The organism is Phytohabitans houttuyneae (assembly GCF_011764425.1).
Classification (GTDB): domain Bacteria; phylum Actinomycetota; class Actinomycetes; order Mycobacteriales; family Micromonosporaceae; genus Phytohabitans; species Phytohabitans houttuyneae.
Genome location: NZ_BLPF01000002.1, coordinates 1,970,742 through 1,986,445 on the forward strand (window position 1 = coordinate 1,970,742; position 15,704 = coordinate 1,986,445).

Sequence of the window (15,704 nt, forward strand, 5' to 3'; positions counted from 1 at the left end):
GTCCGGATCGCCGAGCCCACCAGACCCGCCGGCATGCCCGCGGCGAATCGCGCGCTCAGCGTCGATGACAAGGTGCCGGCCATGGTGGGGAACACTAGCCGCCCCGCCGCCTTTTCAGCGACCGGGTGGACCGCCAAGTTTCTCATCAGTAACCTGCACTGGATCCGCGAGCGCGGCTGCGAGGTGACGATGGCACAGGCTGAGGCGATCCGGCGCCGCCGCGTGGGCGTGGCCGGTGCCGCCGTCGCCGTCGCCGGTGCCGTCTCCAGCGCGGCCGCGTACCTGGTGCCGGTGGTCGGCGCCCGCCAGCTGAGCGCCGGCGACCTCGGCGCGCTGGCCACCGTCGCGGCGATCGGCTCGATCGTCGGCGTGCCCGGCCTGGGGCTGCAGATCGCCGTCGCCGTCCACCGCGCCCGCCACCCGGACGCACCGGCCGGCCGGGTGGGCTGGCTGACCGCCGCGGCCTGCGCCGCCGTGGTGGTCGCGCTGACTCCGGTGGCGGGCGGGCTGCTCGACCTGCCGTTCGCCGTCATCCCGCTGCTGGCGGTCTACACCGGCGCGATCGTGGCCGCCGGCCGCTGGCTGGGCGAGATGCAGGGCGACGAGCGGTTCATGCGCCTCGCGGTCGGGATGGGCATCCTGTCCCTCGGCCGGTACGGCGGGCTGGTGGCCGGGCTCGCGCTGGGCGCCGGCCTGACCGGCTCCGTCCTGGCCGGCACCCTCACCGCGCTGCTGATCCCGCCCGCGCTCGCCCTCCTCGCCCGGACCCGTTCCCAAGGGTCGGCGGGCGGCGGGATCACCGTGCGGCAGGTGGTCACCGCCAGCTCGGCGACGCTGGCGATGCTCGTCGCCTCGTACGCCGACCTGCTGCTGGCCCGCCACCTGCTCCCGGCGGCGGCGTCCGGCGCCTACGCGGTCGGCACGGTGCTGACCAAGGGCGCGATCTGGGCGCCGCAGGTGGTGACCGTGATCGCGCTGCCCAGGCTCGCGCGCGGCAGCCGCCGCAGCCTGGTGGTGGCCACCGCACTCGTGGCCGCCTCCGGCCTGCTCCTGGTCACGGCCTCGGCGGTGGCCGGCGCGCTCGCCTTCCGCCTGGCCGGCGGGCCCGACTACGCCGACCTGGGCCGGTACGCGCCGGTGTTCGCGCTGACCGGCGCCCTGTACGCGCTGGTGTTCGTGGTGGTCAACGCACAGGTGGCGGCGGGCGCGCGCTGGCCGTCCGCCGGGCTCTGGGTGGCCTGCGCCGTCCTGGTGGTGACGACCGAGTGGGTGGCGCCGCGCACGTTCACCGCGATCATGTGGTGCTCGGCCGCGACGGCGGCGGTGGCGCTCGCCCTGTCCGCCCTGGCCCTGCGCCGCACGACCACCTCCTTCGCCCGCGCGAGTCCCGCACCGTAGACGCCCATCCGGCCCGTCGTGTCCCCCACCGCCGCGCGGGGTCCGTCCACCGTGCGATCGGGTGCGGGCGGGGTGAGCTTCGAGATTTCCCCTGGATTCGCGGGAGCGGGCACTTTGGGGTGAGCTGAGGGACCGCGGAGGGTGAGGCCGCGGGAGCAACGGTCTGCACCGCGGCGGGCATCGCGGTAGCCCGGATCTGTTTCGGGTTGGATCTTCTCCAGAAGGCTCACATCTCGTGCTGGATCCTCGTTTCGGCGGCGCGGATCACGCCGGGGACCAGGCGGCGGTGCAGGGCGGAGAGGACCGGCCACGCGACGCTGGCCGGCGGGCGGGCGTAGCGCACGTAGGTCACGAGCGACGCCTCCCCGCCCTCGGCCCGCACGACCATGTTGGCGGCCAGGAACCAGGAGGCGGCCTCCAGCCGGATCCAGCCGTCGCCGCGGCCGCCGATCCGCCAGCCGGCCACTGTGGACGGTGACCGGCCGGGGCTGAGGCGCAGGCCCAGGATGACGCGCCAGACCAGGATCTCGCCAGGGCTCGGCACGTCGCCGAACATCGCCCGCGCCCACCGCTCCGGCGTCGCCACCACGTCCGTGGCGAGGCTGAACCGGTCGCAGTAGTCGACGGCGGGCAACGCGCTGAGTGCGCGCACGGGCGCCGGCAGGTCGTGGGTCCAGACGGCGCTCTCTACTGTGCGGGTGGTCATGTCACAGCCTCCGCTCTTGTATACGCTGCCGTATAAGAAGCAGGCTAGACCGTTTATACGGTGGCGTATATGAGAGGTGGGGCACATCGTGGGCGCGACGCGCACGACGCGTGAGCGGTGGGTCGAGGAAGGGCTGCGGGCCCTGGCCGAGGGCGGGCCGGACGCCGTACGCGTGGAGGTGCTGGCCAAGAACCTCGGCGTCACGAAGGGCGGCTTCTACGGCTCCTTCGCCGACCGGGACGCGCTGCTCGAGGCGATGCTCGACACCTGGGAGCGGGAGAGCACCGACGAGGTGCTCGAACGCGTCGAGCGGGAGGGCGGCGACCCGCGTACGAAGATCAAGCGAGCGGGGCTGCTCACGTTCTCCAGCGACCGCCTCCTGCCGATCGACCTCGCGGTGCGCGACTGGGCCCGCCGCGACGAGGCGGTCGCCGCCCGCCTGCGCCGGGTGGACAACCGGCGCATGGGGCTGCTGCGCGAGATGATCGGCACCTTCTGCCCCGACCCCGACGAGGTCGAGGCCCGCAGCCTGATCGCCTTCTGCGTCGCGATCGGCGAGCACTTCCTCGCCGCCGACCACGGCGGCCGCACCCGCGCCCAGGTCCTGTCCCGCGCCGCCGACCTTCTGCTGGACCGTCCAAAGAAGACCTGAGCCCTATCGTTGGTGCGGTGACCCCTCGGTTCCGGCTCGGCATCGACTTCGGCACCTCGAACACGACGGCCGTCCTGGCGTGGCCGGACGGGCGGGCCCGGCCGCTGCTGTTCGAGGGTTCACCGGTGCTGCCGTCCGGGGTCTGCGCGGACCCGGGGGCGGGCCTGTCGACCGGCCGCGACGCGCGGCACACCGCGCGGAGCCGGCCGGATTGCTTCGAGCCCGCGCCCAAGCGGTTGGTGGGCGCCTCCACGCCGGTGCTGCTCGGCGACGTGGAGGTGCCGGTGGCCGACCTCGTGGCGGCGGTGTTCGCCCGGGTGCGGGACGAGGCCGGACGGGTCGCCGGCACACCGGTGACGGCCGCGGTGCTCACCTGCCCGGCCGGTTGGGGTCCGCCGCGGCGGGACCTGCTCGCGACCGCCGCGTCCCGCGCCGGGCTCGTGGTCGAAGAGGTGGTGCCGGAGCCGGTGGCGGCCGCCGGGTACTTCATCGGTACGCAGGGTGCGTGGCTGGCGGAGGGTGCGTGCGCGGTCGTGTACGACTTCGGCGCCGGCACCTTCGACGCATCGGTGGTGCGCCGCACGCGGGACGGGTTCGCGCTGCTGGCGGTCGAAGGGCTGGCCGAGACGGGTGGCGCCGACATCGACGCGGCGGTGGTCGCCGGGCTGGGCGAGTCGCTGGCCGCGCGGGACGCGGCGACCTGGCGGCGGCTGACCGTGCCGGCGTCATCGGCCGACCGGCGGGCCGCCTGGCAGCTGTGGGAGGACGTGCGCACCGCCAAGGAGATGCTGTCCCGCGCACCGCGCACCTCCGTGTACGTGCCGCTCTTCGAACAGGACCTCCCGCTGGGGCGCGAGGAGCTCGAGCGCCTCGCCACCCCGCTCGTGGCCCGCACCGTCGCCGCGGCCCGCGCCGCCGTGGACGCGGCCGGCGTGCCGGCGGGCGCGGTGGCGGCGGTCTTCCTGGTCGGTGGCGCGAGCCGGCTGCCGCTGGCGGCGACGCTGCTGCACCGCGAGTTCGGCGTCGCGCCCACCGTGGTCGAGCAGCCGGAGCTCGTGGTCGCCGAGGGTGCGCTCGGCCCCCTGCCCCGGATGCCGACCCCGGCCCCGGCCTCAGCCCCGCACCCCGTTCCAGCCCAGGACCCGGCACCGCACCCGCCGCCGGTCGACGAGGTCGCGCCGGAGCGGACCGCACCGCGGGTGCCGCGGCGCAGGCGGGCCTTGGCCGCGCTGGCGCTGGCCGGGCTCGTGGTCGCGGTCGCCGTGCTGGCCGTGCCCCGGTTGCTGCCGGCGCTCGGCATCGGCGGCGGCCCGGACACCTCCACCGTGCTCCGGCAGCACGTGCTCGCCACCGGCGGGCGGGTCGTGCGAGACGTGGAGTTCAGCCCGGACGGCAAACTGCTCGCGGTCAACGACGGCGACCAGACGGTGCAGATCTGGGACGTCGGGAAACGGCTCCAGCTGGGCAGCTCGCTGGTCGCCGGCGTCGGCACCGTCACGGCGGTGGCGTTCGTGGACGGCGCGCGGCTGGCCGTCGCCGGCGACCGGGGCGAGGTGCGGATCTGGAACGTCTCGGACCGCACCCAGTTCGCGCGGCCCCTGACCGTCGGCGCCAACCCGGGCGCGCTCGCGTCCACGGTGGACGGGCAGAGGCTCGCCGTGGCGGTGGGCGACGAGGTCCAGGTGTGGGATGTGGCGGCGGGCCTGCGGACCAGCAGGCTCGCGGCCGCCGGCGGCAAGAGCGTGCTGGCGGTCGACTTCAACCACGACGGTACGGCGCTGGCGGCGGCCGGCTTCGACGGGCTCTGGCTGTGGGACTCGTCCGCCGGCCGCGACCCGACCTTCACCGACCACAGTGGACCAGCACACGCGGTGGCGTTCAGCCCGGACGGCCGGACCGTCGTCACGGGCAGCGACACCGGCGGCGCCCTGCTGTGGGACACCCGAACCGGCCGGCGTCAGGCCACCCTCGCCGAGGCCCAGCCCGGCGAGGTGCCCGTCGTGGACTTCAGCCCCGACGGCGAGCGCGTGCTCACCGCCGGCTTCGGCCCGGTCTTCACCGCGTACCCCGTGCGGATCTGGGACCCCACCGCACCCGGCGCCGCCCAGCGGACGCTCGCCCTCACCTTCGAGCCGCGCTCGGCCCGGTTCAGCCCGGACGGCCGGTACATCGCGGTCGGCGGCAACGGCGTGGTGCTCTTCGAACAGGAGCCGGGATGACCGGTAGCCAGCTCGCCGAGAGCTACGACCCCGCTGGGCGCCCACCTCGACGACCCGTACCCGTTCTACGCGCTGGCGCGCTCCGGGCGTCGGTCAACGTGCGCGGTCCGCTCGGCCTCGAACTGCGCTGGTGACCGCGCCCGAGGCGAGCGCGATCACCGGGGCGGACGGCGCCCGGGTCAGCGTCACGGCGGGAGGATGCCGCCCAGGTCGCCGAGCTCGATCCGGCCGAGGAACACAAGCATGGCGACCCCGCCGAGAAGGAGCAGGATCAGGACCTTGTGCAGGGCCTCCGAGCCCTGCCCGACCCGGGTGAGGGCGGTCTCCAGCGACGGCCACCGGCGCCGTGGCATCGGCGCCGAACGCCCTTCGGCGTCGAACGCGCCGACCATCGTCGCCAGCTCCCGGTACGGCTCGCCCCGCGCGGGTCCGGCCAGCACGACCATCAGCGTGGTCACCAGCTCGCGGATGTCGTCCGGGAGCCGGTTCACGAGGGACTGCTCGCCGGTGGCGAAGTGGCGCAGTCGGGCGGCGCCGGCGCGCAGGATCGCGGCCACCGGATGCTGGCCCAGCCCGCGGGTGGCCGAATCCAGCCGCCTCGCCTCACGGTCGATGAGCACCCCGATGGCGAGTAGCCGCGGCCGGTACCAGGCCAGCGGATCGCCGTTGGCGGAAATCGGGCCAGGGCGCTGGGTCCGGCCCTTTGCCATGTGATCGATACCGCCCAACGCCACGAGCGCCGCCGCGGCGGGCAGCCGCCGGCTCGGCGGCGACAGAAAGACCTCGCACACCCCGATGGCCGTCACCGCGAGCGTGCCAACGACCATGCCGGTGAAGGTGTCCGGCGTGACCGGCCGGAGCGCGTTCGCCTTGCTCACCGCGGCGATCCAGACGAGCGGAGTGACGACGGTCGGCACAGCGGCCCACATCGAGCCCCAGTAAATCTGCAGCGCGACCCGCAGCCGCCCGCTCCGGTGCAGCTGGGCGAAGACCGCCGGCAGCCGGGCGTCGGCGAGCGTCAGCCGCCACGGCCGCGGTCGTGGGCGCGCGGCGAATGCCAAGCCGTCGATGAAGATCAGGATCGCGCCGGCGGCGCCGGCGGCCCCGACCACTCGGGCACCGGCGGCCGGAACCTCGAACCAGCGCGCCAGCTCTGACACCGCGAGATAGATGTACGCTCCCGGGAAGACGAGCGCCACGATGAGAACCAACCAACCCGTCACCGGCGTGCGCCGCCGTCCCCGGGCGCGGACGAAGACGGCTACCACCGCCGAGTAGCCGGTCATAAGGCGTTGGACGACGTAGCCGGCCGCGCCGAACGACAGCAGCCCGAGGTACAACAGCAGCGCCGCGGCCAGAGGGTAGGCGGCACCGTCGAGGAACTCACGCCACGACATGCACAGCGTTGTACCACCGTCCACGTCGGACGGGCGGTCGAAGCCCAGGCACACCCGGGCTTTGTCCTCGATCGGACAAAGCCCCGGGTGCCGGCGTCAGCCGATGGCGGTGGCGGGCTCCGCGGAGGGGAAGAGGCCGTCGAAGACGACGCCGCGGTCGAAGAGCATGGCGCGGGCCCGCGCCCGCACCTCCAGGTCGCGCTTCTCCGCCTCGGACATGTCGAGCACCACGCGGTCGACGGTCTCGGCCAGGGCGGCGATGTCGCCCGGCTCGACGATGACCGCCGTGTCGCCGACCGCCTCGCCGGTGCCGCCGGTCAGGGTGGTCACGATCGGACCGCCGCCGGCGAGCATCTTCTCGGCCAGCGCGATGCCGAACGTCTCCACGAAGTCGGGCTCCGGCTTGGTCGGCAGCACGTACGCGGCGCAGCCCGCCATCAGCAGCGGCTTCTCGACGTCGTCCACGTCGGTCAGGTACGTGATCCGCTCGTCCTCTTTGGACATCGCCTGCACGTGCTCCAGCGCCGGGCCCGTGCCGGCGACGATCAGGCGCACCTTGTCGCGGCAGCGCATCTGGCCGTACGCGATGATCAGGTCGTAGATGCCCTTGGCCCGGGCCACCCGGGACAGGAAGAGGATGTAGCCGCCGCGGGTCAGGCCGCGCCGGGCGAGCGCGGCGTCGACCTCGGCCGGGTCGAGGTTCAGGTACGCCGAGGCGTCGATCGGCGGGTAGCTGACCGTCACCCGGCGCCGGCACTCCTCGGCGAACGACGTGCCGCAGTGCGCGTCCACCTCCTGCGCCGAGGCGATGATCTCGTCCCGGGTGTACTCGGAGACCGCGACCAGCGCATCGCTGGCGAGGAACGTGGTGAACAGGACCGTGGCCGCGCCGAGGCGCCCCTCGCGCAGGCATGACCTGATCACGTTGGTGACGTCGGAGCCGACCGCCTTGGCGACGGTGCGCACGTCCGGCGCGAAGCCGGCCGCCCGCGCCGCCGTGACCGCGTCGTTGACCACCGTCGTGTGCGGTACGAGGTACATGGACAGGCAGGTGGTGGGCACGCGCTCGGCGAGCAGCTCGACCAGGCGGCCGGTGAGGCCGGCGATGTGCCGCCCGTCCGGCACCCGGTAGTCGCCCACCGGCTCCGGCCGCTCCACGGTGATCCCCGGGCTGTACGGCAGCAGGCGGTCCAGCGGCTTGAGCGGGAGCCCGGCCGCCTGGAGCGCCGGTATCGGCCAGGTCAGCAGGCGCACGTCGTCGAAGCCGCGGGTGAGCGCGACCTCGGCGAGGTTGCGTGCCTCGCCGGCGTGGCCGCAGATGACCGGGTCGGCTCTGACCACGATGACGAGGCGGCGGGAGGGTTGGTTCATGGCGCTTCCTCAGGGGGCGGGGAGTGGGAAGGTGGTCGGGTCTCGCATCCCCAGGACGACGGCTGGGTGCCCAGCCGCAGGTGCAGCCGCCCGCCGCGGTGGACGGCGGCGGCGCTGAGGTGGGTGGTGTGCAGCGGCTCGCCGTTGAGGGTGGCCGACTGGACGTACTGCGTCGGCGGCTCGTCGCCGATGCCGTCGGCACCGATGGGCGTCCCGCGGTGCCCGCTCGTCTCGATGACGAGCTCCTCGTCGCCCACCCGCAGGGTGGCGCGCTCGAACGCGGGCGCGTTGAGCAGGAAGAGGCTCTGCCCGGCCACCGGGAACAGGCCGATGGAGGCCCACACGTACCAGGAGCTGAGCGCGCCGGAGTCGTCGTTGCCGGGCAGCCCGCCGGGGCCGGTGCCGAACTGCCACGCCAGCGCCGCCTGCACCACCTCGGCGGTGCGGTCGGGGCGGCCGGCGTAGTGGTAGGCCCAGGGCACCTCCATGTCCGGCTCGTTGTTCAGCCCCTCGAAGCGGTTGAGCGCGAACCCGGCGGCCATCTCGACCGGCGAGGGGCGCAGGCCGGGCTGCTTGACCGGCGCGGCGCCGAAGCCGAAGAAGCGGTCGAGCATCTCGACGAACGCCGCGTCGCCGCCGGCCAGCGCGATCCGCCCGGCCATGTCGTGCAGCAGGCGGAACGAGTAGTTCCACTTGCCGCCCTCGTAGAAGTCCGAGTCGCGCAGCAGCCCGGTGTCCGGGTCGAAGGCGTTGGACCACTGCCAGCTGCGCCGTTCGAGGTCGTCGGCGAGGCGGCGGTCGTTGAGCGCGCGGGCCACCTGCGCGGTGCAGTAGTGCGCGTACGCCAGGTCGAGCGTGTGCGTGATCGGGTGCACCACGCCGTGCTCGAAGAAGTCCTCGCCGTACAGCCGGCGCAGGTCGTCGACCATGTGCACGAGCGCCCAGCTCCAGTCGACGCCGGGCCGGCCCAGCGCGTGGGCGTCGGCCAGCGCGGTGTGCGCGAGCGCGCTCGCCTGGCGGAAGAAGCGGTCGGCGCCGCGCGCCATCCGGTACCCGTTGGGGAAGTTGCCCTCCTCCTCGCACACCCGGATCAGCGACTCCAGCAGGTCCGTCGCGCGGTCCGGGACGATCGCCGCGAGCAGCGGCAGCTGCGTCTTGTAGATGTCCCACATCGTGCAGATGTCGAACGCGTACGGCCCGGCGGTGGGCCAGAACGGGCTCTCGTCGTCGGCGAAGCACGGCTTGATCAGCGAGTGGTACAGCGCGGTCGCCATCACCGTGCGCCGCGCGGGCGTGCCGCCCTCGACCCGGACCCGGTCGATGTGGTCGGCCCAGCGGGTGCGGGTGGCGGCGTGCACCGCCTCGAACGCGGGCTGCGTCGGCCAGCACTCGCGCTCGAGGTTTCGGCGGGCCTGGTCGCACCCGCGCAGCGAGAAGCCGAGCCGCACCTCGATGGTCTGGCCCGCGGTCGCCGGGCCCATGAAGAGCATGCCGAACGGGCGCAGCGTCGTGTGCCGGATGCTGTCGAAGTCCAGGCGGGTGCCGCCGTCGATGAGCCGCCGGTCGTACCAGAGCATCGGGCGCCAGCCGGGGCTGTCCACCTCCAGGTACACCGAAAGCGGCACGCCCTCCATCACGACCGTGCCCTGCGCGCGGCCCTGGCCCATGTTTTCCACCTGGGCGCGCAGCGGCACGGTGCGGCCGAGCTCGATGTCCAGCCCGCCGCAGGAGAGGTCGACCACGATGCGGGCGCTGCGCGCCTCGGGGAAGGTGTACCGGTGCACCGCCACCTTGGCGCCGACGGTCAGCTCGCAGCGCACCCCGGTGCCGAGCGTCGCCGCGTAGTACCCCGCCTCGGCGACCTCGTCGGACAGCCCCCACGCCTGCCCGAGCACGTCCAGCGGCTCCACCATCGGGGTGACCCGCACGTAGTTGTAGTACTTGCGGATCGCGCCGGTGCCGGACTGCTGGAAGTGGGTGAAGCCGGACGCCTGGAGCCGGTCGTACATCTCCTCGGGCAGGCCCTCGGTGTTCTTCGTGTACCGCCCGTACCCCGTCGGGTAGGCGCCCGAGTACGCGCACGCGGAGACCATCCCCAGCGGGGAGGTGGCGCCCGGGTGCGTGTTACCCACCTGGGGCTTGGGCCACCACCACGTGGAGGCGAGACCGCCGCCTCGGGGCAGGTCGGTCGCGGCTGTGCCGATGAACGGGTCGATGTCGTCGAGAATGCTGGGACGATACCCGGGCCACGATCATCCTGGGTTTCGTTCGGGTGAAATTCGCGCGCCGTGTTCGATTGCGAACGACTCGGTCCGCCTTGTGGCGGCCGGACACGCCCGGCGAGGAGCTGTGGGTTCACACCGAAACAGATCCGAGCTACCGCGACGCCCGCGGTGGTCCGGACCGCTGCTCCCGCGGCCTCACCCTCCGCGATCGCTTGGCCCACCCCAAGAGCCCGACACCGGTGGTTGATCAGGGAGTCGGTGGGCGTGTCGGCCGGCGTGTCCAACCCACGAGGTCCCTGATCGACCGGATCCCCTGCCGGCCGCGCACGAGGTCCCTGATCAACCGTGAGGTCGGGGTTGGCTCGAGACCGTGACCGGGCGCGGAGGGCGAGGCCGCGGGAGCGACGGTCCGGACCACGGCGGACGTCGCGGTAGCTCATCTCCGGGGTCTTCCGGATCCGGCCTGGCCCGGCTGGATCCGGAAGATGCCGGCGGGTCAGGACTGGGTCCTGGTCCAGTGCTGGTTGGTGCCGGAGCCGCAGGCGTACTGCTGGATGTCGGCGCCGTCGGCGGTGTTGGCGTTGACCACGTCGAGGCACTTGCCGCTGTGCCGGGCGCGCAGCTGGAAGTAGCTGCCCGTCGCCACCCACTGCCACTGCTGGTTGGTGCCGCCGCCGCAGGTGTACTGGATGACGTTGGCGCCGTCGGCGGTCGAGGCGGAGGCGACGTCGAGGCACTTGCCGGAGTTCTGGTTGACCAGGCGGACGTAGCCGCCGCCGGCGTCCTGGAACTCCCACTTCTGGTTGCCGCCGCCGTTCCAGCTGTACTGCTTGACCTCGGCGTTGTTGGCCGTGGAGTTGCTGACCACGTCCATCACCCGGCCGCTGTTGCGGTTGGTCACCCGGTAGTAGGTGGGGGAGTTGCCGGTGACCGTGCCGGTGGCCGCGTCGATCGTGATCGACGGCGACCAGCTCAGGCTCATGCTGGTGTTCGACGGGAAGGTGATCGGCAGCCAGACGTACTGGGAGTCGTTGACCGGCCCGCCCCACGCGCCGGCCCACCGGTCGCCCATGTAGAGGTAGCTGGTCGTCGCGCTGCCCTGGATCGGCAGCACGTACGTCGGCTGCGAGCTGAACGTGGTGCCGTTGCCGACGTTGGTCCAGCCGCTCCACGGGCCGGAGATGCTGGACGCGGTGGCGTACTGCGCCTGGTTGGGGTTCCAGCCGGTCGCGGCCGAGGTGAGCAGGAAGTAGGTGCTGCCGCGCTTGAACATCGCCGGCGCCTCGCGGTGCGCGTCGTTCCAGAAGTTGCCGACCAGGCTGGCCACGTTGAGGTAGTCGGCGGTGAGGCGGTAGATGTGCAGGTCGTAGTTCTCGTCGGCGGCCGAGATCATGTACGCGGTGCCGCCGTCGTTGTAGAGCGTGATGTCCCGGGACATGTGCTGCCCGAGCGGGCGGAAGCTGCCGTGGTACGTGTACGCGCCGTCCACCGTGGCCGACGAGGCGACCGCCGCGCGGGCCTCGCTGTAGTTCGAGCCGTTCTCCTTGTGCATCCACATGACGTAGCGGCCGGTGCTGGCGTTGTAGATGACCTTCGGCCGCTCGATGTTGGCGACCTGGAGCTCGGCGGCCGAGGACTGGGTCAGCACGTTGCCGCGGAACTCCCACGTGCGCAGGTCCGTGGAGCGGTAGGCGGAGACCGCGCGGAAGGTGTTGTTGGCGTTGCGGTTCTCGCCGAACCAGTAGTAGTAGGTGCCGACCTTGAGCACGCCGCCGCCGTGCGCGTGCACCACCGCGCCGGACGTGTCGGTGAACTGCGTGCCGTTGGTGACGGTGACCGGTGCCGCGTGCGCGGGAGCGGCCACCGCGACCGCCGCAGCGCCCGCGGCCAGTACCAGCGCCGCTCCCACGGCCAGCAGCCGCTTCTCGCTTCTCACTCCGTGTCCCTCCCACACCCAAGACATCGATGTTCATCATATTGGTAACACCTTCGTAACCGGCGGGCCAGGGTTCGAAGCGAGTCGATCGGTAACGTTCACAAACGAACAGACGAGGCGCGCACGACCAGATCGGGCGCCAGCAGCACCCGGTGCGCGGGGCGCTGCCCGCCGCCGAGCAGGCGGGCGACCATCAGCTCCACGGCGAGGCGCCCGAGGTGGCTCTTGGGCGGCCGGACCGCGGTGAGCGCGGGCTCGGCGAGGTGGGCGACCTCGTCGTCGTACGAGACGATCGCGAGCTCGCCGGGGACCGCGATGCCGCGTTCGGCGCAGCACTGCGCGACCGACACGGCCTCCGGATCGCTGTGTACGACGAGCGCGGTGACCCCCGCCCGCCGGCACTCGCGCACGACGCGCTCCTGCTGGCCGGGCGCGACCAGCTCGGCCATGCCCGCGTGCCCCGCCCGCCAGGCGCGCATCAGGTGCGCCGACGTCGGGCTGTCCCGGGCGAGCACGAGGCCGATGCGGCGGTGACCCTGCTGGCACAGGTGCCGCACGGCGAGGTCGAGGCCGTGCGCGTGGTCGGTGCGCACCCACTCGGCGGCCGTCCACCCGCGCGGCTCCCGCTCCAGCAGCACGGCGGGCACGGGCAGCCGGGCGATCCACCCGGGTACCGCGCCGTCGCCGTCCAGCGTCGGCGCGAGCAGCAGGCCCTGCACCTCGCCGGCCTCCACCAGCCGGCTGACCTGGCGGCGGTCCTCGTCCGGGTCGTAGCTGGAGCCGCGCAGCTGGATGCTGACGCCCAGCGCCGCCGCCGCGGCCCGCGCGCCGGCCACCACCGGCGGCCAGTAGAAGTCCAGCGACGGGACGACCATCCCGATCGTGAACCGGATGGCGACCCGCCGCGGCGGGCCGGCCGCGGCGCGGTGCGACGGCAGCGTCGCCCCACCGTGCACCTTGGACACCAGGCCGCGGGCGGCGAGGGCGGCGATGTCGCGGCGGATGGTCAGCTCGCTGACGCCGAGTTCGCGGGCCAGGTCGCGCACGCGCACCGCGCCGTGCCCGCGCAACTCGGCGAGCAGCCGCTCCTGCCGCTGCGTACCGAACATCCGCTCACTCGTCACGGGTACTCCTAGCGGGCGAGCCAGCCTCCGTCCACGGCGAGGACGGCACCGTGCACGTACCGGGCGGCGTCGGAGGCGAGGAAGACGACGGCGCCCATCAGGTCCTCGGGGCGTCCCCAGCGGCCGGCCGGGATCCGTTCGCGGATCTCGCGTTCCCGGTCGGGGTCCTCGCGCAGGACCGCGGTCTGGTCGGTGGCGATGTAGCCGGGCGCGAGCGCGTTGACGTTGACGCCGGCGCCGGCCCACTCGTTCGCCAGCGCCTTGGTGATGCCGACGACGCCGTGCTTGGCCGCGGTGTACGACGGCACCCGCACGCCGCCGTGGTACGACAGCATCGACGCGATGTTGACGATCCGGCCGTGCCCCTGCGCGACCATGACCCGCCCGGCCGCCTGGCACAGGTGGAAGACCGCGTCGAGGTCGACCCGCAGCACCGCCGCCCAGTCCCGCGGCGAGTGCGCGAGCGCGTCCGAGCGGCGGATCATGCCGGCGTTGTTGACCAGCACGTCGAGCCGGCCCAGCCCGCCGACCACCGCGTCGACCGAGGCGGCGAGGTCCTCCGGCCCGGCGGTGGCGAGGTCCGTGGTCACCACGAGTGCCCGCCGGCCCAGCGCCTGCACCCGCGCCGCCGTCTCGGCCGGGTGGCTGCGGCCCAGCAGCGCGACGTCCGCGCCGGCCTCGGCCAGCGCGACCGCGAGCGCCTGACCGATGCCGCGCCCGCCGCCGGTGACCAGCGCGACCCGGCCGTCGAGGCGGAAGCTGCCCAGAACCCCTCCGGTCGTCACCACGGATCCTCCCAGCCCGGCCCGGCGGCGCGGGCGAGGGCCTCCAGGTAGAAGTAGTCGCCCCACAGGGTGCCCTCGTCGACGCCGATCCCCTTGGGCTTGTCGTACACGCCGTGCCGGATCAGGGCCTGCGAGCCCGGGCGCCCGCCGGTGGAGTACCCGTCGACGAGCGAGCGCAGGATGCGGCCGGCCGCCTCACGGTACCGCTCCGCCCGCGCCGGGTCGCCCACGTGGCCGGCCAGCTCGGCCAGGCCGCAGGCGGCGATGGCGGCGGCGGAGCTGTCGCGTTCGGCGCCGCTGCCGTCGCCGAACACCAGGTCCCAGTAGGCGACGTGGTCGGCGGGCAGGTGGGCCAGGAAGTAGTCGGCACAGGTCTGCGCGGCGGCCAGCAGCTCCGGCTCGCCGGTGTACCGGTGGTTGAGCGTGAAGCCGTAGATCGCCCAGGCCTGCCCCCGGGCCCAGCACGAGTCGTCCGCGTGGCCCTGCTCGGTCTCGCCGCGCAGCGGCGCGCCGGTCTCCGGGTCCCAGTAGAAGGTGTGGAACGTCGTGCCGTCCGGGCGCAGGATGTGCTCGCGCAGCTGGGCGGTGTGCCGCCGCGCGACGGCCGCGTAGCGCTCGTCGCCGGTGGTGCGGGCGGCCCAGAACAGCAGCGGGGTGTTCATGAGGCTGTCGATGATCGTGCGGCCGCGCTGGCGGGGGTCGTCGAGGTCGCCCCACGCCTGGATGATGCCGGCCGCCGGCAGCACGCGGCTGGTGAGGTGGGCGGCCGCCGCCAGGGCCGCGTCGCGGGCCCGCTCGTCGCCGGCGCGCCGGGCCGCGGTGACGCAGGAGAGGGTGTACAGGAAGCCGAGGTCGTGCGTGTCCAGGTCGATGCCGCCGTGCACGCGCGCCGCGAAGCTGTCCACATGCGACAGCGCGGCCAGCCGGTACCGCTCCTGGCCGGTCAGGTCGTACGCCCGCCACAGCATCCCCGGCCAGAAGCTCGTGGTCCAGCCGACGTTGCCGCCCTCCGGCTGCCCGGCCGACGGCGGCCGCGGCGGGTACCGGTCGCCGGCCGTGGTGTCGTCGGGGTACCGGTCGCCGAAGCTGTCGAGGTTCGCGTCGACGGTGCGCAGGGCGGCGGCCACCGCGGCCGCGATCGCCTCGGCGTCTGGGCTGGGACGGACATGGATCGCCGTCATGGGCGTGGTTTCCCTCCGTGGTCGGACTCGGGCGTGAGGCGGGGGTCGGGCGTCAGGCGGGGTCGAGCGCGGGGCGCAGCGTGAAGCGGGTGTTGGCCCAGACCACGTAGAGCAGCGGCGCCGCGGCGAGCCCGAGCGCCAGTGCCGGGCGGGCGGCCATGAACTGGGCGAGCAGGGCAAGGACCAGGAGCGAGACCCCGGTGAGGTACCAGCGGCGCACGCCCAGGTAGAGGCAGGCGCGGGCCACGTCGCGCAGCCGCGCGGTGGGCCGCTCGGCGATCGTGACCAGCCCGAGCAGGCCGGTGGCGACCGTGAGCAGCGCGAGCATGGCGAGCACCGGCAGGGCGAGCGCGCCGACCCGGTGCCCCCACGCCGCGGCGGCGTCGACGGCGAGCACGACCAGCGCGGCGGTGGTCGCGGCGCCCCACAGCATCGCCGGGCGGGCGGTGGCCCGCCACGCGCGGGCGAAGGTGCGCAGGACGCCGTCGCCCCGCCCGGCCGAGAAGCCGGACATGACCGCGAACACGCCGCACACGCCGGGCGCGCACAGCGGAGCGGCCAGCGCGTACAGCGGCCACGCGCGGGCCGGGTCGGTGGTGAACGCGAGCAGGACCAGCGGCAGCGCCCCGGCGACCAGCAGCAGGTTGCTGAGCAGCGCGACGTGTACCGCGTCGAAGACGGCGGCGATGGTGTCGTGACGCAGTCGCATG

The 15,704-nt window shown here is 73.9% G+C and carries 13 protein-coding genes; 4 read left to right on the forward strand and 9 right to left on the reverse strand.

The features are described from left to right. Positions 1 to 81 precede the first annotated feature (81 nt). Positions 82 to 1,398: a lipopolysaccharide biosynthesis protein gene (locus Phou_RS32090; protein ID WP_246273994.1), complete on the forward strand. Its 1,317-nt coding sequence runs from the start codon at positions 82 to 84 to the stop codon at positions 1,396 to 1,398. 226 nt (positions 1,399 to 1,624) lie between these two features. Here Phou_RS32090 and Phou_RS32095 read toward each other — a convergent pair whose 3' ends face one another. After that, the gene (locus Phou_RS32095) at positions 1,625 to 2,104 is read right to left on the reverse strand and encodes a hypothetical protein (protein ID WP_173063040.1); all 480 of its coding nucleotides are present in this window, start codon (positions 2,102 to 2,104) and stop codon (positions 1,625 to 1,627) included. 88 nt (positions 2,105 to 2,192) lie between these two features. Between Phou_RS32095 and Phou_RS32100 the strand changes: the two genes are divergently transcribed. The 3 genes from Phou_RS32100 to Phou_RS32110 are packed head-to-tail and all read left to right on the forward strand — an operon-like array spanning position 2,193 to position 5,109. Further along, entirely contained in the window at positions 2,193 to 2,756 is a 564-nt protein-coding gene (locus Phou_RS32100) for a TetR/AcrR family transcriptional regulator (protein ID WP_173063043.1), read from the forward strand. A gap of 17 nt (positions 2,757 to 2,773) precedes the next feature. After that, positions 2,774 to 4,975, forward strand: a complete 2,202-nt coding sequence (locus Phou_RS32105; RefSeq protein ID WP_173063046.1) for an Hsp70 family protein — start codon at positions 2,774 to 2,776, stop codon at positions 4,973 to 4,975. Beyond that, complete coding sequence (locus Phou_RS32110) at positions 4,972 to 5,109, forward strand: hypothetical protein (RefSeq protein ID WP_173063049.1); 138 nt, start codon at positions 4,972 to 4,974, stop codon at positions 5,107 to 5,109. Before Phou_RS32105 ends, Phou_RS32110 begins: the two co-directional genes overlap by 4 nt. A 51-nt stretch (positions 5,110 to 5,160) precedes the next feature. Here the strand turns inward: Phou_RS32110 and Phou_RS32115 are convergent, their stop codons facing one another. The 8 genes from Phou_RS32115 to Phou_RS32150 all read right to left on the reverse strand — a co-directional run bounded on the left by Phou_RS32115 (position 5,161) and on the right by Phou_RS32150 (position 15,703). Then, positions 5,161 to 6,372 (reverse strand): hypothetical protein, encoded by a 1,212-nt coding sequence (locus Phou_RS32115; protein ID WP_173063052.1) that lies wholly within the window; start codon positions 6,370 to 6,372, stop codon positions 5,161 to 5,163. 96 nt (positions 6,373 to 6,468) lie between these two features. Beyond that, positions 6,469 to 7,743 carry a glycosyltransferase gene (locus tag Phou_RS32120; RefSeq protein WP_173063055.1) on the reverse strand — a complete coding sequence of 425 codons (1,275 nt, stop codon included), beginning with the start codon at positions 7,741 to 7,743 and terminating at the stop codon, positions 6,469 to 6,471. Then, complete coding sequence (locus tag Phou_RS32125; protein WP_173064848.1) at positions 7,740 to 9,971, reverse strand: glycoside hydrolase domain-containing protein; 2,232 nt, start codon at positions 9,969 to 9,971, stop codon at positions 7,740 to 7,742. Before Phou_RS32125 ends, Phou_RS32120 begins: the two co-directional genes overlap by 4 nt. Positions 9,972 to 10,464: 493 nt before the next feature. Beyond that, entirely contained in the window at positions 10,465 to 11,904 is a 1,440-nt protein-coding gene (locus Phou_RS32130) for an RICIN domain-containing protein (protein WP_246273995.1), read from the reverse strand. 98 nt (positions 11,905 to 12,002) lie between these two features. Then, positions 12,003 to 13,028, reverse strand: coding sequence for a substrate-binding domain-containing protein (locus Phou_RS32135; protein ID WP_246273996.1), 1,026 nt, complete (start codon positions 13,026 to 13,028; stop codon positions 12,003 to 12,005). An 8-nt stretch (positions 13,029 to 13,036) separates the two neighbouring features. Then, on the reverse strand, positions 13,037 to 13,813 hold the full coding sequence (gene kduD, locus Phou_RS32140) for a 2-dehydro-3-deoxy-D-gluconate 5-dehydrogenase KduD (RefSeq protein WP_173063061.1): 777 nt from the start codon (positions 13,811 to 13,813) through the stop codon (positions 13,037 to 13,039). After that, complete coding sequence (locus Phou_RS32145; RefSeq protein WP_173063064.1) at positions 13,810 to 14,994, reverse strand: glycoside hydrolase family 88 protein; 1,185 nt, start codon at positions 14,992 to 14,994, stop codon at positions 13,810 to 13,812. The genes kduD and Phou_RS32145 overlap by 4 nt, the downstream gene beginning before the upstream one ends. 52 nt (positions 14,995 to 15,046) lie before the next feature. After that, positions 15,047 to 15,703 carry a ferredoxin-NADPH reductase gene (locus Phou_RS32150; RefSeq protein WP_173063067.1) on the reverse strand — a complete coding sequence of 219 codons (657 nt, stop codon included), beginning with the start codon at positions 15,701 to 15,703 and terminating at the stop codon, positions 15,047 to 15,049. Between the last annotated feature and the right edge of the window lies 1 nt (position 15,704).